This window comes from Flavobacterium qiangtangense, from assembly GCF_042658345.1.
GTDB lineage: Bacteria > Bacteroidota > Bacteroidia > Flavobacteriales > Flavobacteriaceae > Flavobacterium > Flavobacterium qiangtangense.
In genome coordinates, this window is sequence record NZ_JBHSQB010000007.1 from 134402 (window position 1) to 156367 (window position 21966).

The window sequence follows — 21966 nt, forward strand, 5'->3', positions numbered from 1 at the left end:
AGAAAAGAATAAAAAATGGAAAGCAAATTTGACTTGGCGAAATGGCTGGCGGGCGAAATGACGAAAGCAGAATCTGATACTTTTGAACAGTCGCCAGAATTTGAAACCTACCGAAAAATAAAGGAATATTCCTCAAAATTAGAGGCTCCTGAATTTGACTCAGAAGAAATTTTGCAGAATGTGATTACTCATAAAAAGGAACCAAAAATCATTAAACCAAGATTCAATTGGATAGTAAAAATGGTTGCCGTTTTGGTTATCGGTTTGGGAATTGGCTTCTTTTTTCTTCAAAGTTCTTCGAAGACAGAAATGGCTTTGGCGGGAGAAAAAAACACCTTTTCGCTTCCTGATAATTCAGAAGTTGTACTAAATTCAGGTTCTGAAATTGAATATAAAAAGTTCAATTGGAAATTCCGTCGTGAGCTTAATTTAAAGGGAGAAGCTTTTTTTAAAGTTGCAAAAGGCGAAAAGTTTGATGTCAATACAGAACTTGGAAAAGTGACCGTCGTAGGAACCCAATTTAACGTAAAGTCGAGAAATAAAAACTTTGAAGTTGAATGTTTTGAAGGAAAAGTAAAAGTTTCGTTCAACGGAAAACAAGTTGTATTGACCAAAGGAAAATCTATTTTCATCCAAAATGGACAAGAAATCGAATCGAGAGATGATATTTCTGAAACACCGAATTGGTTGCAAAACGAAATGGAATTCAACAATAATTCGCTGTCAGAAATTATCGCGGAAATGGAAAGACAGTATAATATTTCAATCGAAAATAAATTGACGTTGGATAAAAAATTTAGTGGTATTTTGCCTTCTGATAATCTGGAAACCGCTTTAGAAATTTTGAGTAAAACCTATAAATTAAGCTATTCACAACCCACAAAAACAAAGGTTATCTTGACAAAGAATGAGTAAAAGCTTTACGCTGTTTTGGCTGTCGTTATTTTTAATTTTGAATTCTTTTGGAGTAAATTCCCAAGAGAAAAGCAAAACTATTGCCTTAAAACAGATTCTTACTTCCATCTCAAAACAGCACAAAGTTCAGTTTAATTTCATCGAAGAAGAAGTTGAAAATGTCAAAATTATTCCGCCGAATAGAAAACTTTCCTTGACTGAAAAATTGATTTATCTGAATCAAAAAACGAATTTGGATTTTGAAAAAATCAACGAGAAATACATTGCAGTTTCGTCCAAAGTAAAAGATAAAACCCGACAAATAATTACAGATTCTGCTTCGGTAAATATTAATGAGATTTCAATCGAAAGGTATTTAGCCAGAGGAATTTCCAAAAGTCTAAATGGCACTTTTGTGGTCAAGCCAAAGGATTTTGGGATTCTTCCTGGATTGATTGAACCTGATGTTTTGCAGACAATGCAACAGATTCCCGGAATTTATTCGGCCGATGAATCGGTTTCAAATATCAATGTTAGAAGCGGAACGCACGACCAGAACTTATTTTTATGGAACGGAATTCGGATGTATCAAACGGGACATTTCTTTGGGATGATTTCAGTTTTCAATCCGTTTTTGGCTAATAAAATTTCCATTCACAAGAATGGAACTTCGGCATTTTATGGCGAAAGCGTTTCGAGCGTGGTGGATATTTCTTCCAATGCAAATTCGGTTGAAAATACGGTTTCCAGCATCAGTTCTAATTTGATAAATGTCGAATTTAATACAAGAATCAAGACTTCTGAAAATTCAAGTTTGCAGATTTCAGGACGCCGTTCGCTGACCGATTTGGCTTCTACCCCAACCTATCAAAATTATTTTGACCGCGTTTTTCAAAACACGATGGTAACTGATTTGAATTCAGATGAAAATGTAAACTACAATTCTGACGAAAAATTTTATTTCTATGATTTTACGGCCCAATACCAACAAAAACTGGATGCAAAAACAGAGCTAATTGCCGATTTTATTGGCATAAGCAATTCTTTAGCGGTCAATCAAAATACCGATTTTGGAGGTAATTTTAGTTCCAAAAAGAGTAAATTAGAACAGCAGAATTTCGGCGGAAGCCTTTCCATAAATAGAAAATGGAACGACAATAATTCGACAAAAATCAGCTCGTATATTTCCTATTACAATTTAGATGCGACGAATAATTCCGTTGAAAACAATCAAGTTTTAGACCAAACCAATAACGTTTTAGATTTTGGATTACGCTTACAAAACCGGCATTTCATCAATGATAATCTGACTTTTAACTCGGGCTATCAATACAATGAAATTGGGATTACCAATTATGAAAAAGTAAATAATCCGGAGTTTCAGAAAGACGCGAAAGAAGTTTTGAGAACACATTCGTTGGTTTTAGAAGCAGAACTTTCTTCGCCAGATAAAACGGCATTTTTGAAAACAGGATTACGTTCCAATTACATCGAAAAATTTAAAGAAGTTGTTATCGAGCCAAGAATTCAATTCAATTATTTGTTTTCAAATCAATTTTCGGCAGAAATTTTGAGCGAGCAAAAAAGCCAAACTACTTCGCAGGTAATTGATTTGCAACAAGATTTTTTGGGCGTAGAAAAAAGGCGTTGGGTTTTGTCAGACAATGATGAAATTCCGATTCAAAAAAGCAGCCAGATTTCTTTAGGATTTACTTTTAAAAACAAAAATTGGCTTTTAACTTTGGATAATTATTACAAAAACGTTACCGGAATTTCCACCAGAAGCCAGTCGTTTCAGAACCAATTAGAATTTACAAAATTAAATGGAGATTATTCTGTTTTGGGAAGCGAAATCTTGGTACAACGTAATTTTGAAAAATTCCATACTTGGATAAGTTACAGCTTGAGCAACAGCAACTATACTTTTGACAGTTATTTTCCCGAAGAATTTTCGAATAATTTTCAAATTGTGCACAGCGTTTCTTGGGCAGGAATTTATGAATGGAAAAATATAAAAATAGCGCTGGGTTCAAAATGGAATTCGGGACGACCAGAAACGACGCCACTTTTGAGCAATATGCTTGATTTTTCAAATCCGGTGAAGCCAAAAATAAATTATAATCTTCCGAATAATAATTCGCTTTCTGATTATTTTCAAGTCAATTTTTCAGCTGGATACCTTTGGAAATTCAGCGAAAAAAGCAACTTAGATATTGGAATTTCTGTCTTAAATATCTTGAACAAAAAGAACATAATCAACCGATATTATCGCATAAATCAACAAGAATTTGTGCAAAGCGTGAATACTTTTTCATTGAAAAGAACGCCGAATATATCATTGAAATATAATTTTTAGAAAAAAATTCATCTATCATTGGCTAATTCTGAAAACAGCTTATCTTCTAAAAACGTCTCGAAATTGATATAATAATCTCTCAATCAACCTCAAGTCCTCAGTAACAATATCTGCTGTTCCTGTCATTTCTTGTTGAAAAATTATTTTTTTATGGTAAGAAGTCTCCAGTTTATTTGGAAGTGAGACGTCTATTAATAAATTACCGTCCTTATCTGGAGTTAGTGAAATGGATTGGATTTTTCCTTTAATTATACCAAACTCATGATCGGGGTAATTTGATAATCTGATATTGACTTCTTGGCCTTCTTTTATTTTACCAGAATTCAGGGCTTTTGCTTTGACTTTTCCGATATAATTTTCTTTATTTTTTGGGATGATTGTAAACACGTTATCCCCTGAAGTTATTGTTTGATTTTCTGTCCAAATTTGCAAAAAAGAAACTTCGCCCGAAACCGAAGAGCGTAAAACATAAGCCAATTCCCAGTCTGCAATTGCTTTTTTTAATTGGTTAAAAGACTGAATTACATTTCGATAAAGGCTGACATCATCTTTGTTTTCGTTAATTTTAGTTACCTTTTTATTTCTTGATAAATCATTAATTGAAGATTTCATTTGAGAAATGGAAGCATTTGTATTTCTGAAGTTTTTTTCAATCTGAAGATAATCAAGGTTTTTTGTTTCCCATTCTTGCGTAGCAATTATTCCTTTTTCATAAAGCTTTTTATAACGATCTAACTCTTTTCTTTTGAATTCCAGTTCTTTTTCATTTATCTCTTTTTGTTGTATCAAGAGTGACAGCCTTTCTGTTAACTCGATTGCTTCTAAATTTTGGGCAACACCTTCGGCTTGATAAGGTTGCAAATTTTTATTTAGCTCATAAGCAACATAATCTTTTTCAAAAACAGCAAAACTGCCTTCAATTTCACCTAAGTTTAAGGAAGTTATTTTTTCAAAAGGAAAATAAAATTGTTTATCAGAAATATCAATTTTATCCACAATATCTTTCAATGCAAATACATCTTTATAATCTGCACTATTTTGAATAACGGCCAAAGGCATATTTTCAGAAACCGCAACTCTATTGCCTACAAAAATTTTTTCGATCTTGCCCGAAGTTCTCGCAACTAATTTTTCTGGTGGCGTTTGAGTCGTAATAGTGATTTCGGCAGTTATAATGTCTGGGTATTTGACAATGCAAGACATTAAAAACAAAAGTAGCAAGACTGTCAAAATCACCAAATTTCCCCATCGGATCATCCAGTGTGGAATGCGAGTCAAGATTTCTTGAACTTCTTCGCTTCTTAATTCTATTTCTTTGCTTTCAGGCATTTAATTTCCTAATTGAAGTTGGTTTTTTACTAATTCATAATAATTGCCTTTTTGTTTTATCAAGTCATTATGATTGCCAATTTCTATTATTTTTCCTTTTTCAAGAACCACAATTTGGTCTGCATTCATTACCGTGCTTAGTCTGTCGGCAATCACAACAACAGTTTTGTTTTTAAAGAAAACATTTAACTTTTCCATAATTTCTTTTTCATTATTGGCATCAAGTGCTGAAGTGGCTTCATCAAAAAAAAGCATTTCGGGATTTTTGTAAACTGACCTTGCAATTAATAAACGTTGCTTTTGTCCTGTGCTCATGCCAATTCCTTCCATTCCGATTTTTGTATTGAATCCCAAAGGATAATCTTCAATAAAATTCTTTATATTGGCAACATCAGAAGCATACGCCAGTCTTTTTTTGTCAATAAGATCAACGCCAATAGCAATATTGTTGGCAATTGTATCATTAAAAATATAACCTTCCTGCATTACAGAACCAATGTGATTGCGCCATGATTTTTGGGCGATTTTGTTTAGTGATGTTTTTCCGACTGAAATGGTACCCGAATTTGGTTCATAAAATTGCTGTAGTAATTTCATCAAAGTTGTTTTACCGCTGCCACTTGTACCAACAATTGCTGTAATTTTATGAGCTGGAATTGTCAGATTCAAGTCTTCCAATACATTTGCCTCAGAACCAATGTAACGAAAAGATAAATCTTTGATTATTATGTCCTCATTTTCGGGTATGTCTTTTATTTTCTCGCCAATATCATTTGTCTCGTCTTCTTTTTCATGAATTTCAGAAAGCCGTGCGAGCGATATTTTAGCATCTTGCGCTTCCCTTATAAAACCAATTAGCTGTACAATGGGACCATTTAAGCTCCCTACAATACTGCTGATTGCCATCATCATTCCCAACGTAATTTGACCGTCAATTACCAGGTTTGCTGAAAGGAAAATGATAATAATATTTTTTAGTTCATTTATAAAATTAGAACCAATGGTTTGAGTCTGTTCCAATACCAAACCCTTCATTGAAACTTTAAACAGTCTTGCCTGGATATATTCCCAGCCCCAACGTTTCTGCTTCTCAGCGTTATGAAGCTTGATTTCCTGCATTCCGTTTATGAGTTCAATGACTTTGCTTTGTTCTTGGCTGACTTCAGAAAATCGTTTGTAGTCTAACGCTTCCCTGCGTTTTAAAAATAATGTGACCCAGACAAAATATAAAAAACTACCTATAAAAAATACGGCAAATATTTTTAAGTTATAATAAGCCAAAACGCCTCCCATAATAAACATGTTGATTACAGAAAACAGCACGCTCAATGAAGATGTTGTCAATATTCTTTCAATTCTATGGTGGTCATTGATTCTCTGCATGATGTCTCCTGTCATTCTTACGTCAAAAAAAGAAATGGGAAGGTTCATCAACTTGATGAAAAAATCAGAAATCAATGAAATATTGATTCTTGTGGAAAGATGCAGTAATATCCAACTTCTAATTAATTCTAAAGCTGTTTTCCCAAAAAATAGAAATAGCTGTGCTCCTAAAATCATGTAGATAAAATGCACATTTTGATTTTGAATACCCACATCAACAACACTTTGGGTAAGAAAAGGAAAAATAAGCTGTAAAAGGCTTCCTGCCAATAACCCAATTGCTAATTGGTAAACGAAAGACTTATAAGGAAAGATGTATTGCAATAATAAACCAAAGCCAAATGTTTTTTTATCCTCAAATGCAAGAGACGAAGCGGTATCAGATTCATAAAATTTAGGTGTTGGCTCTAAAAGCAATGCAATACCTTCTTCCGTAGTCTCGTCAGCATTATTACCAATCCAAAATTTCAGAAAATCTTGAACAGAATATTCTAACAATCCAAAGGCTGGGTCAGAAATAAAAAGCCTTTCGACTTTTGCCTTTCTACTTTTTATTTTATACAAAACCACATAATGTTCATTGTTCCAGTGAAGAATGCAGGGCAAAGGAGCTTCTTTAATCTTTTCTAATGATAACTTTACACCAAGCGTCCGAAAACCCACGCACTCCGCTGCGTCGCTCAATAACATAAGATTGCTTCCTTCTCTTGTCGTTTCAGAAAGGCTTCTTAACGTTTGGATGTTTAAATATTTTTTGTAATATTTTGCTATAATTTTTAAACATGTTGGTCCACAATCTTTTGAGTCTGCTTGTTTGTAAAAAGGAAATGTTCTAGACATAAAATTAAATTAAACTCAATTGACAACATCAAAAGTCATCTTCTAAGATATCGTATACAAAATATTCTAAATTTTCTCTGGCGAAAGCCTTTGGATATTTATAACCATTTATAAAGATTGTTGGGGTAAGATGTACATTATTATCTAAACACCATAAATTCTGTATTTTATAGACAGAATCTAGCTTTTCAGTGTCGTATGTTGACTTATGCAAATCTAACCAATTCTTTATGTCTTTATTTTTAAACCAATTACTTAATGCTTCTAAAAATAAAGTCTCTCCATCATTAAAATAAATTGACAACAAAACTCTAAATAATTCCCTTTTTTCGTGATCTAAACTTTCCATATCCGCATTGAACACAATTTTAATTTTAAGATTCTTATCCCTATTATTTATTAAAATTTTTTCAAGGATTTCATGTGCATTTTTACAATGTCCACAAAATGGGCTCGTTACTATTGCTATTTCAGTTTTACCGTTCCTGTTACCTAGTATTATTGGACTATCAGGCAAGAAAATCTTCTTTGTCGAAATTAATGTATTTTTAAAAATTTGATAATTTCTCATAAATCTAAAGTTTACAATCCGAGATTCTTGCATTTCTTTCATATTTACGAAAATATCTTTAAGCTTATACCATGCGAAAAATGTAGTAGCAATAATAAAGCTATAAGGAGCTATTATAACAAATGAAAAAAAAGATTTATTCTCTATCAAAAGTTGTAAATACAAAAACTCAAAAATCGTCACCCCAATTATTGACAAACAGATTGTACACCATTTTCTTTCAATATATTTTTGGTAGTAAATTGAAAGTAATAAAATTGGAATTGATGCAATAAGTATAATTTTTTGTAAGAATAAAAAGTTATTTATGTCGCCGTTTAACATAAACACGTACATCGAAATTAATTGAGATGCAAAAAATACAATACTTAAATCGCTTAAATTGATAAACTTAAAAATTTTCCATTTACCTGAGTTTATAATCTCGGAACAATCGTTCGCACCATTATTATTACAAAAACTATTTATTAATTTACTTTGTCCCCCAAATAAACTTTTTACAGCAGCAATTGACAAAAACATACCAAGTGCGGGGAAAATTGAAAATATTTTTATCCCGATGTTTAAATTTAACAAAGAGATTGACAAAAAAAATAAAATTGAAGAAATCCACGGAAGTACCCACTTCTGATTTGTCTCATTTTTAAAACTATTATCTACTTCTAAATCTTCAATTAAAATCACCACCGAATTCCATCTTTTTTCCAGATTCCCCTCGTTAATTTCCTTAAATTGTTGGCCTTTTGAATAAAAAAACTTATCGTCATTTTTTTTAACAAGATTTAGTATCTTACTGTCATCATGTTGCGTCAAAAGAGCTAAAAAGAAATTGGGCAGTAAATGAATTTTTGAAAAATCAACTCTAAATACCCCGTTTTTAACATTAAAAAAATTTTAAGTATCTGATACAGCTAACATCGATGGAAAATTTGGATGCGAATTTAATTGAAACAAGAATTCGACTTTATCAATATTTATTTTTTTTCGTTCCAAATATGAGAAAAGTGAATCAAAATCGTTATTCATTTTAATCTATATAAATAATTAATATTAATGTATTTTATTTAAATTTTAAAAATTTCGAAAAGTAGTTTTTCTAACTCTTTCTGATTTTCTTTCCCCCCTCCTCGCCATCTACCCACAATTAGCCCATCTTTATCGATTAAAACTTTTACGGGTATAGCTGTCACAAAATAATTATCTTCTATGGTCGAAATCTTTCTACTTCCAATATTCTCATTTTCTTTTATAGAAATATGTTTCCAACTTCCAATTTTATCTTTAATTATAGCTGATTTCCATAATTCTAAGTTCTTATCTGTAGAAATACTAATAATTTCTAATCCTTTTTTTCTATACTTATTATAAATTCCGCTTAGAAACGGAGCTTCCGATCTACAAGGTGCGCACCAGCTTGCCCAAAAATCAATAAGTATGTATTTTTTATTTTTGAAATCCGAAATTGATACTTTTTTGTTATTTAAATCAACTGCAGTAAATATAGGAGCTTTACTGCCAATTCCACTTTTTTTGAAATCTTCGAGAGATTTACTTAAAACTTGCCCATTCCTACTGTTTTTTACATCACTGTCAAGTCCTTTATATAATTGATTTATTATTGAATAATATTTGACGCTTTCTCTTCTTCGAATTCTAAATAAAAGCAAATCAACAGCTATAAATGACCCAGGATTTTGCTCTACAAAAATAAACTCTAATTCAGCCTCATTAGAAGTGTACTTATCAATTAATTTTTCTAAATTTTGCAGCTCTTTTATTAATTCCTTCACTAACACAGAATTACCTTCACTTTGTAATGCACTCTCTCGTTCATTTTTTAAATTATATATAGAATCAAGTTTCTCGGTAATAAATCGTTTTTTACCTCTCAAATCCAAATATTCATCTTGCGTTTTAGAACCCTCTAATTTCATTGTCGTAAAGTCAAAAAAATTAAAACAAATGTTCATTTTTTTAGGCTCTAAGTAAATTTGTTCTGAACTATATTTATTTAAGTTAAATTTATTATTATTACTTATATAAGCTTTTGTGGGAGTATTTATTGAACCTCTAAAAGTAAACTTATTGTCTACTATATCTGCAGAATCAATTATGGTTACATTCTTTTCATTCTTGTAATTTAAAAATATTTTTGTGTTAGATGTTGAATCATTAACAATTCCATTTAATTCGAACGTCTTGTCTTGAGCAAAAATTAAATTAGAAAAAGACAGCGCAAAAGAGAAAATTAAAAGTTTAATCATAGCATATATATCATAAAAATTAAAAAAATGGAGGACTTTATATCCTCCATTAAATCTACTGCTAAGCACCACATTTTCCTGCATTGCAACATCCGCAACTTGTATTGCCCGAACAAAAAGAATCAGATGTACATTCTTCTCCACACTCCGGCGTTAAAACAGGACCTGGTTTCCCAGCAAAAATCAACTTCATTTCATTTCTGCTTAAAGCGTTGTCAAAATTAAATTCCATTTTTTTTTAATTTAAGTTAATAAAATTTACTTGAAATCGCAATGTGTTTCCTATGTCCTAATTTGCGATTCAATATACCAATATTACAATACAAATCAAAAAACCCTTATTCATCACATAACTAAATAAAAAATATTTAAACTAATATTATTTTGTATAATTGCAACAGTTTCCCAACAATAATAACTGCCAAAAAAATAAAATTATAAAAAGAGAAAATATGGAAACAATTGTAAGACAAAACATTTATAAAATACGCCTTGAAAAAAAGTTCACACAAGAATATATGGCAAATGAGCTGAATATCTCACAATCTCAATACAGCAAAAAAGAAAAAGGTATTCAAAAATTTTCTTTAAATGAAATTGCTAAAATTGCAAACATATTAAATATTGATATGAAATTTTTAATGGAAGAAAATCAATAACCTGATTCCAAAGAAAAAGCCAGACAATATTTGCCTGGCTTTTCCACTTATTGATAAAACAAAACTAATTTTTCTCGAAAGTAAGATAATCTGTATCGCCGTTTCCACCGCTCACATCACGCAGTCTCACCTTTGTGGACGTACGTTCCACAACATCCCAATCATCTGATAAATCTTGGAAAGAAGCTGGCGCTGGCGATGAAAATAGAATGTCAAAATCCAAGTCATCGGCAGAATCATCGTCATTGGTCACTGACCAGATTCCAGAATAATTGTTGGTTCCGTTGGTCGCGTTCAAAACATTGCTTGCGCCAAATGTAAAATTGTAGCCAGCAAAGTCAGCAGTTTCGTCTTGACCGCTGTCAAGATAGCTCGTGATGCGCCACGTTCCCGAAGAGACGGTGTTGATGACATCATTTGCCGAAGGATTCGTTGTTGACGGATTACTGTCGTCATCTGAACTGCACGAAGTCGCGAAGAATAACCCTCCGACGATGAATGCGAAAATTGCGTTCTTTTTCATTTTCTCAATTTTTTGGTTGTTAGTAATTGTGGTTAATTGCCTTAACAACGACCTAAAAAGAGAGTTTAGTATATAATTTTCTTGATTTTAAGAAATCTTTAAGCTTTTAATCTAGAATTGAAAATAGATAAAAGGTTGTGGTCCAGCGGTTGCCGTTGCGTAAACAATCCAATATACAAAACCTAAAATAATGGCTTTCCCAACCAAAGGTGTTCGGTCAAAAGCCAATTTCATATTTCGAGTGATTCCTGTTGGAAGGAAATGCCAAACATAGCCAGCCAACATTAGCCAGAAAACATTTTTGTAACCTTGAATGATAACCAACCATTGTTGTGGGTCGAATTCCAAATCGCCAATATTTCTCATAATTTGCAATGCCGTATCGAAGTCTTTTGCTCTGAAAAACAACCAGCAAAATGCCACAAAGTGGAATGTCAAAAGTACCGAGAAGAATCTCCAGATGTAATCCCAAGCATTCTTTTCTCTTTCTTTATTTGGAAAGAATTCAACAAAAATTTTGTGAACTGCCAATCCCATTCCGTGTAAAGCGCCCCAAATAATAAAGCGCAAACTTGCTCCGTGCCACAAACCGCCAAGTAACATCGTGGTCAAAAGATTTACGTTGGTAAACATCGTTTTTTCTCTGTCTTTTGAAAGTATAAAAGTCAAGCCAAAAACGATTAGAGACGAAACCGCAATTATTAATGGAACGTGACTTACTGAGGAATACGAAATTCCCCAAATGATTAATCCGAAGAAGAATAATGCTGGAAATAAGAATCCGGCGAACGAACCTTTTCGGTTTCCTCCGATTGAAATATATAAGAAATCTTTCAGCCAAGTGGACAATGAAATGTGCCATCTTCTCCAGAATTCTGTAATCGAAGCTGATTGATAAGGTGTCCTAAAGTTGGTCGGTAATTTGAAACCTAACAACATCGCCACACCAATTGCCATATCAGAATATCCTGAGAAATCACAATAAATTTGGATGGCATAACCATACGAAGCCATTAAATTTTCGAAGGCCGTATAACTCGTTGGCGCGTCAAAAACACGGTCGACAAAGTTGATAGAAATATAGTCTGAAATTACTGTTTTCTTCAACAATCCACCGATAATCAAGAACAAAGCGTTGTTTACGTCGTCTTTTGTCAGGTGTAATTTTTGATAAATTTGAGGCAAAAAATCTTTGGCACGAACAATCGGACCAGCGACCAATTGCGGGAAAAAAGACACAAAAAACAAATATTCGATGTAATTATTAGTTGGAACAATTTCCTTTCTGTAAATCTCAATGATGTAACTTATCGACTGAAACGTATAGAAAGAAATTCCCACCGGAAGCAGGATTTTATGTAATGCGAAATCGCCTTGGAACAAATCATTATAGGTTCCAATCATAAAATTCATATACTTGAAATAGCCCAAAAGTCCTAAATTCAAGATGACGCTGATGACGATGTAGAACTTTCTCCAGCTTTTGCGAGTTTCCCGATAAATGACGCCACTCAAGTTATAATCAACGACCGAAGATAGAATTAAAAGCAAGAAATAAATACCGCTCGATTTGTAATAAAAGAAAAGCGAGAACATAATCACGTACACCAAACGCAGGTAAAATGTCTTGCGAAGGAACGCGTACACAAAGTAAAAAATCAGGAACATTCCCAGAAATAATCCGGTGTTGAACAGCAGTGGTTCTTTTGGATTGTAAACAAACCAATTTTCCACCGTTTCTAAAGTGACTGTCCCGAAGGCTTGCGTGAACCAGTTTTGTATGCTGTTAATTGTCATTATTACTCGGTACCTGATTTAAAATTGTTGAACGCTGACAAAATTGCTTCTGCCAATAAATTTCCTTGTTTTTCGTAACCCGCTTTTGAATAATGTACTTTATCGCCAGCCATCAAACCTCTTGAAGCGTTTCTGTTTACGCCATATTCTCCTCCAAATTGAGAATATAAATCCCAAACTGCAAAGTTATTTTCTTCACTTGCCCCGAGAATTTTTTCGGAATAATCGGCTGCAAATGTATTTGGAAATTTTCGTTTAAACAACGATGGTGATGGCGTTGAAATCAATACCGGAACTTTAATTCCTTGTGATTTCATATTGGTCAAAAACGATTGCAATTGAACCATAAATTCTGAAGAAATCATCTTATCAAACGTTTCATTTGTTCCCAAAGACAAGACAATCATGTCAGGTTTTAGCGCTTTCAATTGCTCAAAAAACAACGGATATTTGTTATAATCCGAAAATTTTGCGCCATTAACACCAATGCTACTATAAATAATTCCGGGTTCATCGTTTTCTAAAATCAATCCGTTTAATTCAAAATCATTGCTTTCATTGTTCGGAATCAGATAAATTTTATCCAAAGGAATTTCGCTATGGTAATAATGCGTCAGCTCGTCAGATTTGATTTCCAAAGGGATAAATTCAGAACGAGAAACTGATTTTGGTTGCATCTCACCTGTTGGAATTTTCAGCGTTTTTCCGGCTTGGATATTATTCGAACGAAGATTATTCGCACGTTTTAATTCGGCAACAGAAATATTATATTTATCGGCGATAATTGAAATCGCTTCGCCTCTTTTAATTTTATGCGTAATCTTTTTTGGAACTTGAGATTCTAAAATTATCGTCTTTGAAGCTGTTGCAAAATCAAATTGATTCTTATTTTTTGGCGTAATTATTTTTATCGTCTTGAAGTCATACGAACTGTCTTTCACGTTGATTTCCACGGCAAAATCCTTGCTTTTTGTCCACAAACCGATGCCACTCAAACCCACAGGATTTCCTTTGTCTGGATAAATATTTCGGTAGCTTTCCCAAGTTTTATTAGATTTGAATCTTTCATTGTAAGAACCATTTGTCTTAGCCAAACTATACGGAAAAATAAAACCTCTTCCTCCGTTTCCAAATTCGCCTTGCAGTTTTTTTCGGATAACGTTTGTCATCAAATCTGCCTGAATGTGCGAATCTCCAATGTGAACGATATTTATTTTCCCCAATTTGTTTTTTTGCATCAAAGCAATTTTCTCAAAAAACGGCTTCAAAACTTTTGAATTATAAAGTCGGTTTTCAGGAATAATTTCTACGTCGGCAGAATCAATTGATGCGACCGTGTCGATTTCCACAAATGTAGAATCGACTTCTTGCGCAGTGATTTTGCCAGCAAAAATTAAGAAAATAAGAAAAAATAAAGATTTTAATTTATGCATTTACGCTGTCGTTTTTAACCACAGTCGAATCTTTCGGCTTTTTTGCAGTTGGTTTTCGCTTCATTCTCAAGGCTTTGTATTTTTCATAACCTTGATTCAATTGTTCATATAATAAACCGGCGATTTTTTTGGCTCCGCGATGGTTAAAATGCGTGTAATCTTTGTTTGCTTTTGCCGGATCTTCTTCCACCCATTTCACCATCGAACCGTCGCCACCCATCAAAGTATAAAGATTTACGAAACCAGATTCGGTTTTTAAAGCATATCTTTTTTGGGCAACTGTCAATGGCACAACCGCTGAATCGGTCTTCATTTCTAAGTCGTATTTGGTCGATTTATCAGCCGTGGAAACAATCAAAATAGACACTCCTGGAAAACATTCTTTCAAATGGTTCACCGTTTTCGTCATACTTCTGTCATACCAAGTGTAATCTTTTGTGCCGTAATTTAAGACGTTAGTTCCATAATGCAAAACGATTAAATCATAACCTAATTTGGCATTAAAAGCCTGCATCACCGAAGGATTGAAAGTTGAAATCGGCAGTCCAGAATTTCCTCTTTGCGAGAAATTATCCACGTGAACTCCTTTTCCGTCGTCAAAATTAAATCCGAAAATTGGAATAGAATCTGCTTTTATAAAATCAGCTTTGAATGATTTCAAACTGCTTCCTGACATTTTTAAAGTATTCACCAAACCACTTGGATTCAACGATTTTGTAACTGTATCTTTCCCGACAATCACATTGACTTTTCCAGTATAATTATTTCCTCTTCCGTAAAAAAGCGTTGGATTATCAAGCATTGTCGCAAACTTTGTGTTGTTCGCTTTGAAACGAATCCATTCAATATGCGCCGTATCATTTGCAAAAAATACGTGACCATTCACTCCAAACGGACTTCTCGGGCGTTTTACATTCAAATACGATTGGGTTTTCCAATTTTTAGAATATTGATGCGTAATCGTGCTTCTTGACGCAGCAGATTCTGACGTAATCGACACAAAACCAACGCCTTGTCCGCCAAATTGCGTCTGATAATTTGCTCTTAAATCTTGAACAATCATATCGCCATCGGTCATCGAATCTCCAAAATAGGCAATTCTTACGTTGCTCGCTTCTGGATTTTGTTCCAATTGATATAACTTCTCGAAAAACGAAATCAAGTATTGATATCCTTTATAATCTTCAAACTTTTCTGGCGGAAAAAGAATCCCCTCGGTTTCATCAAATACAATTTTTTGATTGATTAAGGTATCTTTTGAAGTTGGCGTATCTTTTGCCACAGCATCCAAAAGCATGCTGTCAATCAAAACATTCTTTGAATCCACAGTACTTTCTGGAAACAGTTTCTTCGGAAGAAATTGCTTAAATCCAATGAATGCACCCGCCGCCAAAAGCACGATTAAAAAAGATTGAAAAAAATAAGATTTGTTCACTTGGTTAATTATGAGTTATGAATTATGAGTTATGAGTTGCTTTTCGTTGTCAAAATAATACTTCTTATTATTTTTAAAATTTCTACAGCATCGTCGTTCCTACTTATAAATTCAGTTTCATTGATATATTTTGTTTTTTTTTAAAAGCTCCAATCGGCACTCATAATGAATTTACATACGTTCAGGAACCTCTATTCCTAAAAGTTGAAATGATGAAGCAATCACATCCGCAACTTTTTTAGACAATTGAACGCGGAAAATCTTTTCTTCCAAATTATCTGAACCTAAAATTGGCACGGCTTGATAAAACGAATTGTATTCTCTAACCAAGTCATACGTGTAATTGGCAAGCAAAGCCGGACTGAAATTTTCAGCAGCATTTTGGATTACTTCCGGAAACAATTCCAGTTGCTTCAATAATTCTTTTTCTTTTTCGTGTAAAGAAATTGTCGTTGAAACATTTGAATAATCGAAATCAGCTTTTCTGATAATCGACTGAATTCTGGCGTAAGTATATTGAATAAACGGACCCGTATTTCCTGCAAAATCAACTGATTCCTCTGGGTTAAACAAGATTCGTTTCTTTGGATCAACTTTTAAGATGTAATATTTTAAAGCGCCAAGACCAATTGTTTTGTACAATTTTGCCTTTTCTTCTTCTGAATAATGGTCTAATTTGCCTAATTCTTCTGAAATATTTTTAGCCGTATCAGCCATTTCTTCCATCAAATCATCAGCATCCACAACTGTTCCTTCACGAGATTTCATTTTTCCCGAAGGCAAATCAACCATTCCGTATGAAAGGTGAAATAAATTTTGAGCCCAGTCAAAACCAAGCTTTTTCAAAATTAGAAATAATACTTTAAAGTGGTAATCCTGCTCATTTCCAACAGTGTACACCATTCCACCAACATCCGGCAAGTCTTTAACACGCTGAATAGCAGTCCCAATATCTTGCGTCATATAAACTGAAGTTCCGTCAGAACGCAAGACTAATTTCTCGTCAAGTCCGTCTTCTGTCAAATCAATCCAAACCGAACCGTCTGGTTTTTTGTAGAAAACACCGCTTGCCAAGCCTTGCTCCACAACGTCTTTTCCTAACAAATAGGTATTGCTTTCATAATAATACGAATCAAAATCAACGCCCAGATTTTTATATGTGGTAGCAAAACCGTCATAAACCCAACCGTTCATTTTGCTCCAAAGCGCTTTTACATCTTCATCGCCAGCCTCCCATTTTAATAGCATTTCTTGTGCTTCTAAAATAATTGGAGCTTGTTTTTTAGCTTCTTCTTCAGTTTTCCCTTCAGCAACTAGTTCGTTGATTTGCGTTTTGTACGCTTTGTCAAACTCCACATAATATTTCCCAACCAATTTATCTCCTTTCAAACCGGATGTTTCTGGAGTTTCATTGTTTCCGAATTTCTCCCAAGCCAGCATCGACTTGCAGATGTGAATTCCTCTGTCGTTGATGATTTGAGTTTTGTACACTTTTTTACCCGAAGCTTTGATAATTTCGGCCACAGAATATCCCAAAAGATTATTTCTGACGTGACCTAAATGCAAGGGTTTATTGGTATTTGGCGAAGAATATTCCACCAAAGTCGCTTTATCATTTTCATTTGGACTTACAAATCCAAAGTTTTCTTTGTCTTTAATTTCGGCGAAAAAGTCGAGATAATGCTTGTCTGCAATCACGATATTCAAAAAGCCAGAAACCACATTGAATTTTTCCACTTCGGGAACATTTTCAACCAAATATTTTCCGATTTTATTTCCTAATTCCACCGGATTGCTTTTAACCAATTTCAATAATGGGAAAATTACCATCGTGATATCGCCTTCAAATTCCCTGCGAGTTGCCTGAAATTCTACTTTGTCAATAGTAATTTCAAACAAAGCCGAAACGGCCTTTTCAATCTGCGGTGTAAGAATTTGAGATAATGTCATTTGTCTATATTTTTTTTAAGCGTGCAAAGATAGGAAATCTGCCCGAATTGAAGAAAAAGAGCATCTATTTATTAAAATTTTAATTTAAAACCTAAAGCATTGATAATCAGAACATATAAATTTTCTTTCAAAATTATTGCAATTTGTAAGATAAATTAGATACAAAATCATAAAATACTGTATTTCATCGGATTAATTTGCTTTTAATCGGATTTTCGTTGTATGTTTGCACCGAATATTCCATAAAAGAAGAACCCCAAGTCTTTGTAATAAAAGAGTATCAAATAATTGATTTGCCCAGATTAATTTTGATATGAAAAAACTCCTACTGATGCTAGTGGCCATTGTGCCACTATATGGCTATGCCCAAGCCATAACTGTTGACACGTCAACACATTCTGTGCCTGATTTAGTAAATCAGGTGCTTATCAACTCGCCTTGCACGCAAGTCAGCAATATCAGCTGGCGAACGGGAACCAATTTTGGCTCCAGCAATGGTATTGGTTATTTTCAAAATACAAACCCGAGTTTTCCTATGCAAAGCGGTGTGATTCTTTCCACCGGAAATGTTGCCAATGCCCCAGGCCCAAATAATTCGACGTTGAGCGATGGAAACAACGATGCCTGGATTGGAGATCCCGATTTGGAAAATGTTTTGCAACAAGCCGGAATCCAGATGAGTTCAGTAAATGCGACCGTTTTAGAATTTGATTTTATTCCGGTTTCAGCGAATTTCAGTTTTGATTTCCTTTTTGCTTCAGAAGAATATGGAAATTTCCAATGTGATTTCTCGGATGCGTTTGCTTTCTTGCTTACGAATCAAAACGCAGGACAGACTACGAATTTAGCCGTAATTCCGAATACGAATACGCCGATTTCGGTTCTGACAATTCGTGATTTTCTGTACAATTCATCGTGTCCTTCTGTAAATCCGGAGTATTTTCACAGCTTTAACGGAGGTTCTGAAGCGATGGCTTCGCCGATAAATTACAACGGAGAAACGGTGGTTTTTCAAGCATCTTCGACATTAATTCCAAACACGCCTTACCATATTAAGCTGGTAATTGCTGACCGTTCTGACTATCAATTTGACTCTGCAATTTTTCTGTCTTCCAATAGTTTTAACGTGGGACAAGAAGTTTTGGGAGCTGATTTGACAGTTCAAGACAACACCGCAATTTGCTTCGGCGGAAGCCACACTTTAACAACCGGTTTAGACGCTTCAAATTATTCTTTTATTTGGAAAAAGAACGGACAAGTAATTGCTGGTCAAACTGGCCCAAACTTGGTTGTAACTTCTCCCGGAACGTACACAGTGACTTTTAATAACATAGTTATGCCGTGCGAAGTTGCTGTCACAGATTCTGTGGTAGTTGAATTTTATCCAGAGTTTGTAACGCCAAATCCTGTAAATTTATACAAATGCAATACTGGTCAAAGCTCTCATAACTTTGATTTGGATTACAATACGCCGATTGTGACTGCTGGCTTAAATTCAGGCGTTTCAGTTTCGTATCACGCCAATCAAACCGACGCAAATAACAATGAAAATCCGTTGCCGAATATTTTTGCTGGTGTAGGAAACGAGACGATTTATGTTCGAATCGAGAACACAAATGGTTGCGCGACCGTAAAATCATTTCAGTTGCTTTTAATTGCACCTCCAACTGCAACGCAACCTTCTGACATGACAAATTGTGTTGCTACTTTTGGAGGAACGACTGCGCTTTTTAACTTCGCTTCACAAAATGCTTCGGTTTTAAATGGACTTCCTGCTAATGTTTTTAACATTTCTTACTATACAACATTGACAGATGCGCAAACGGGACAAAATCCTGTGGCTTCAACAAACTACTCTTCCATTGGAAATGTGACGATTTATGTGCGTTTGGAAAATAAAACCGACACGGATTGTTTTGCAACAACAAGTTTTCAGATTTTCACAAAAGAATTGCCTCCGGTGGATATCTTAGAAAATACTATTGTTTGTGACCAACACGTTTTGCCTGCGTTAATTCACGGAAATTATTTTACCGGAAGCAATGGAACCGGAACGCCACTTTTTGCAGGAAATGTGATTTCCACTACACAAACTATCTATATTTATGCCGAATCTGGCGGGATTCCAAATTGCCCAAACCAAAGCAGTTTTCAAGTAACCGTTATCGACCCTTCGTCATTGACGCCGCCAGACGGAAGATATTGCACGAGCTACACTCTATCAAGTTTGTCTTATGGAAATTATTTCACGCAACCGCACGGACAAGGTCAGCAAATTCCTGTGGGAACGGTTTTGACGCAAAACCAGACGATTTATGTGTATTATCAATTTCCGATAGCGCCATTTTGTATTGTAGATTCTAGTTTTGATGTAGAAATTATTCCGTTTCAGCCTTTGCCGAATTTCTCAACTATTTTTGATTGTGATTCTTATGTTTTGCCTGCTTTATCTAGCGGAAATTATTATTTGCAACCAAATGGTGTTGGCGCTCAAATTCCGGCGGGAACCGCGATAACTTCTACACAAACGATTTATGTTTACTCTAAAAATGACATTTGTGAAGACCAAAAATCGTTCACCGTTTTCGTTGGAATTGAAACTCCTCCAAATGCTTCAAATTGTTCCAGTTATACTCTGCCAGCACTACCAATCGGGAATTATTTTACAGGTCCCGAAGGTTCTGGAAGTCAGATTCCGGCAGGAACTGTGATTACGGCAACACAGACAATTTATGTGTTTGTTGCCACAACTGAAACTCCTAATTGTACTGACAATATTCATTTTCAAGTGACTATTTCGCAACCTTTTCCGACAATTCCGGATGATGTCACAATTTGCGGAAGCTATGAATTGCCAGCGATTTCGGTTGGGAATTATTATACAGGAACTGGCGGAACCGGAACACTTTTGCAAGCCGGACAATTCATCACAAATACACAACGAATTTATATTTACAATCCTGTGGAACCGGGACAAAATTGCACAAACGAAATCAGTTATATGGTAAATATTTTGCCGATTCCGCAAGTGAGTTCGCGCTCTGACATTGGTCCAACTTGTAATCCTTACACATTGACACCTTTGCAAGTTGGCGATTATTACACTGAATCTGGCGGAAATGGAACGATGCTTCCGGCTGGAACTGTGATTACCTCAACGCAAACTATTTATATTTACGAAGCGACTCCAACGAATCCTGTTTGTAGTGCCGAAAGCAGCTTTACGATTACAATTGTTGGCATTGAAGCTGACGAACCAGATGCTGTAATCGCTTGTGATAGTTATGTTTTACCACAATTATCTGTCGGAAATTATTTCACGCAAACGGGCGGAACCGGAACAATGTTGCAAGCCGGACAAACGATTACGCAGAACCAAACGATTTATATTTATGCCGAAATTATCAATCGTGGCATCAAATGTACTGACGAAAATATTTTGCCGATAACCATTGTCAGAACGCCAATTGTCAATACTATTCCTGCCGATATCAGAACGATTTGCGATGAAGACAATACAAATGATGGAATCACGAACTTTGATTTGACCACGTTAAGCGATTTTGCTTTAGGAACGCAAGACAATACGGCTTACACTGTTCAATATTTTGAATCGCAAAACAATGCGGTTTCCGGAACAAATCCGGTGACTTCGACGACTTTGCCTACGGTTTATGTGAAAGTTGTGAGCACGATTTCAAATTGCAATGCCATTCGGGCTTTTGCTTTGATTGTCAAAAAACTTCCAGAACCAAATGTTGTGGGTGGTACCATTTGCATCGACAGCAAAACCAATGAATTGATGAGTTCGTACACAATTCACACCGGATTGGCGCAACAATCGCATACATTTCAATGGTTTAAAGAAGAAACTTTGATTGCAAATGCAACGTTGAACAGATACGAAGTAACCGAACCAGGATTTTATACGGTAATTGCCACAAATAACGTAACCGGATGTGCTTCTAAACCAAAAACGGCGGAAGTAATTCGCTCAGAGCAAGCGACGGTGACGTATGAAGTTAGCAGTGAATTTGAAGACAATCAAAACATTACGATTAATGCGACTGGAGTTGGTGGCGATTATTTGTACCAAATGGATGAAGGTGCGATTCAATCGAGTCCGGTTTTTGAGAACGTTTCTTCGGGAGAACACACAATTACGGTTTTCGATAACAATGGTTGTCAAAGTACTACGATTACTGCTTTCGTTGTAAATTATCCTAAATATTTTACGCCAAACGGCGACGGATATAATGATTATTGGAACATCAAAGATTTGGCGCACCAACCAGAATCTGTGATCTATATTTTTGATCGTTTTGGGAAATTAATCACGCAAATCAAACCTTCGCAACCAGGCGGATGGGACGGAACTTACAACGGCGAAAGATTATTTTCAACTGATTATTGGTTCACCGTTACGTATTTTGTCAACGGAATTCAAAAAGAATTTAAAGCACATTTTGCGATGAAACGATAACATAAAAACTTCATATTGAAAGGCTTCCTGATTTGGGAAGCCTTTTTTA

The 21966-nt window shown here is 34.6% G+C and carries 13 protein-coding genes; 4 read left to right on the forward strand and 9 right to left on the reverse strand.

Annotated features, from left to right (window positions below; genetic code table 11):
• The first annotated feature begins 15 nt into the window (after positions 1-15).
• Both ACFPVY_RS08500 and ACFPVY_RS08505 read left to right on the forward strand, forming a co-directional pair.
• On the forward strand, positions 16-915 hold the full coding sequence (locus ACFPVY_RS08500) for a FecR family protein (protein ID WP_379791546.1): 900 nt from the start codon (positions 16-18) through the stop codon (positions 913-915).
• Positions 908-3250, forward strand: coding sequence for a TonB-dependent receptor plug domain-containing protein (locus tag ACFPVY_RS08505; RefSeq protein ID WP_379791548.1), 2343 nt, complete (start codon positions 908-910; stop codon positions 3248-3250). Before ACFPVY_RS08500 ends, ACFPVY_RS08505 begins: the two co-directional genes overlap by 8 nt.
• Positions 3251-3289: 39 nt before the next feature.
• On the opposite strand, the gene ACFPVY_RS08510 is transcribed toward ACFPVY_RS08505, so the two are convergent.
• The 4 genes from ACFPVY_RS08510 to ACFPVY_RS08525 all read right to left on the reverse strand — a co-directional run bounded on the left by ACFPVY_RS08510 (position 3290) and on the right by ACFPVY_RS08525 (position 9781).
• Positions 3290-4579 carry an HlyD family secretion protein gene (locus tag ACFPVY_RS08510; protein ID WP_379791549.1) on the reverse strand — a complete coding sequence of 430 codons (1290 nt, stop codon included), beginning with the start codon at positions 4577-4579 and terminating at the stop codon, positions 3290-3292.
• Positions 4580-6802, reverse strand: coding sequence for a peptidase domain-containing ABC transporter (locus ACFPVY_RS08515; protein WP_379791550.1), 2223 nt, complete (start codon positions 6800-6802; stop codon positions 4580-4582). It abuts the gene before it with no gap.
• Positions 6803-6830: 28 nt separating this feature from the next.
• Complete coding sequence (locus ACFPVY_RS08520) at positions 6831-8186, reverse strand: vitamin K epoxide reductase family protein (protein ID WP_379791551.1); 1356 nt, start codon at positions 8184-8186, stop codon at positions 6831-6833.
• A gap of 251 nt (positions 8187-8437) precedes the next feature.
• Positions 8438-9781, reverse strand: coding sequence for a redoxin domain-containing protein (locus ACFPVY_RS08525; RefSeq protein WP_379791552.1), 1344 nt, complete (start codon positions 9779-9781; stop codon positions 8438-8440).
• Positions 9782-10089: 308 nt separating this feature from the next.
• Between ACFPVY_RS08525 and ACFPVY_RS08530 the strand changes: the two genes are divergently transcribed.
• Positions 10090-10296, forward strand: a complete 207-nt coding sequence (locus ACFPVY_RS08530; RefSeq protein WP_379791553.1) for a helix-turn-helix domain-containing protein — start codon at positions 10090-10092, stop codon at positions 10294-10296.
• A 64-nt stretch (positions 10297-10360) separates the two neighbouring features.
• On the opposite strand, the gene ACFPVY_RS08535 is transcribed toward ACFPVY_RS08530, so the two are convergent.
• The 5 genes from ACFPVY_RS08535 to argS all read right to left on the reverse strand — a co-directional run bounded on the left by ACFPVY_RS08535 (position 10361) and on the right by argS (position 17434).
• Positions 10361-10819, reverse strand: a complete 459-nt coding sequence (locus ACFPVY_RS08535) for a hypothetical protein (RefSeq protein WP_379791554.1) — start codon at positions 10817-10819, stop codon at positions 10361-10363.
• A 111-nt stretch (positions 10820-10930) separates the two neighbouring features.
• The gene (locus ACFPVY_RS08540; RefSeq protein ID WP_379791555.1) at positions 10931-12616 is read right to left on the reverse strand and encodes an MBOAT family O-acyltransferase; all 1686 of its coding nucleotides are present in this window, start codon (positions 12614-12616) and stop codon (positions 10931-10933) included.
• A 2-nt stretch (positions 12617-12618) separates the two neighbouring features.
• Positions 12619-14049, reverse strand: coding sequence for a LysM peptidoglycan-binding domain-containing protein (locus tag ACFPVY_RS08545; protein WP_379791556.1), 1431 nt, complete (start codon positions 14047-14049; stop codon positions 12619-12621).
• Positions 14042-15484: an SGNH/GDSL hydrolase family protein gene (locus tag ACFPVY_RS08550; protein ID WP_379791557.1), complete on the reverse strand. Its 1443-nt coding sequence runs from the start codon at positions 15482-15484 to the stop codon at positions 14042-14044. Before ACFPVY_RS08550 ends, ACFPVY_RS08545 begins: the two co-directional genes overlap by 8 nt.
• A 171-nt stretch (positions 15485-15655) precedes the next feature.
• Complete coding sequence (argS, locus tag ACFPVY_RS08555) at positions 15656-17434, reverse strand: arginine--tRNA ligase (RefSeq protein ID WP_379791558.1); 1779 nt, start codon at positions 17432-17434, stop codon at positions 15656-15658.
• Between the two features lie 313 nt (positions 17435-17747).
• Here argS and ACFPVY_RS08560 point away from each other — a divergent pair, with 313 nt between their 5' ends.
• Complete coding sequence (locus ACFPVY_RS08560; RefSeq protein ID WP_379791560.1) at positions 17748-21917, forward strand: T9SS type B sorting domain-containing protein; 4170 nt, start codon at positions 17748-17750, stop codon at positions 21915-21917.
• Positions 21918-21966: the final 49 nt, after the last annotated feature.

What these genes read in the sequence shown, in the direction of transcription:
- ACFPVY_RS08505 (WP_379791548.1), top strand. Translation starts at nt 908, where the DNA reads ATGAGTAAAAGCTTTACGCTGTTTTGGCTGTCGTTATTTTTAATTTTG.
- ACFPVY_RS08500 (WP_379791546.1), top strand. Translation starts at nt 16, where the DNA reads ATGGAAAGCAAATTTGACTTGGCGAAATGGCTGGCGGGCGAAATGACG.
- argS (WP_379791558.1), bottom strand. Translation starts at nt 17,434, where the DNA reads ATGACATTATCTCAAATTCTTACACCGCAGATTGAAAAGGCCGTTTCG.
- ACFPVY_RS08530 (WP_379791553.1), top strand. Translation starts at nt 10,090, where the DNA reads ATGGAAACAATTGTAAGACAAAACATTTATAAAATACGCCTTGAAAAA.
- ACFPVY_RS08545 (WP_379791556.1), bottom strand. Translation starts at nt 14,049, where the DNA reads ATGCATAAATTAAAATCTTTATTTTTTCTTATTTTCTTAATTTTTGCT.
- ACFPVY_RS08510 (WP_379791549.1), bottom strand. Translation starts at nt 4,579, where the DNA reads ATGCCTGAAAGCAAAGAAATAGAATTAAGAAGCGAAGAAGTTCAAGAA.
- ACFPVY_RS08515 (WP_379791550.1), bottom strand. Translation starts at nt 6,802, where the DNA reads ATGTCTAGAACATTTCCTTTTTACAAACAAGCAGACTCAAAAGATTGT.
- ACFPVY_RS08540 (WP_379791555.1), bottom strand. Translation starts at nt 12,616, where the DNA reads ATGACAATTAACAGCATACAAAACTGGTTCACGCAAGCCTTCGGGACA.
- ACFPVY_RS08560 (WP_379791560.1), top strand. Translation starts at nt 17,748, where the DNA reads ATGAAAAAACTCCTACTGATGCTAGTGGCCATTGTGCCACTATATGGC.
- ACFPVY_RS08535 (WP_379791554.1), bottom strand. Translation starts at nt 10,819, where the DNA reads ATGAAAAAGAACGCAATTTTCGCATTCATCGTCGGAGGGTTATTCTTC.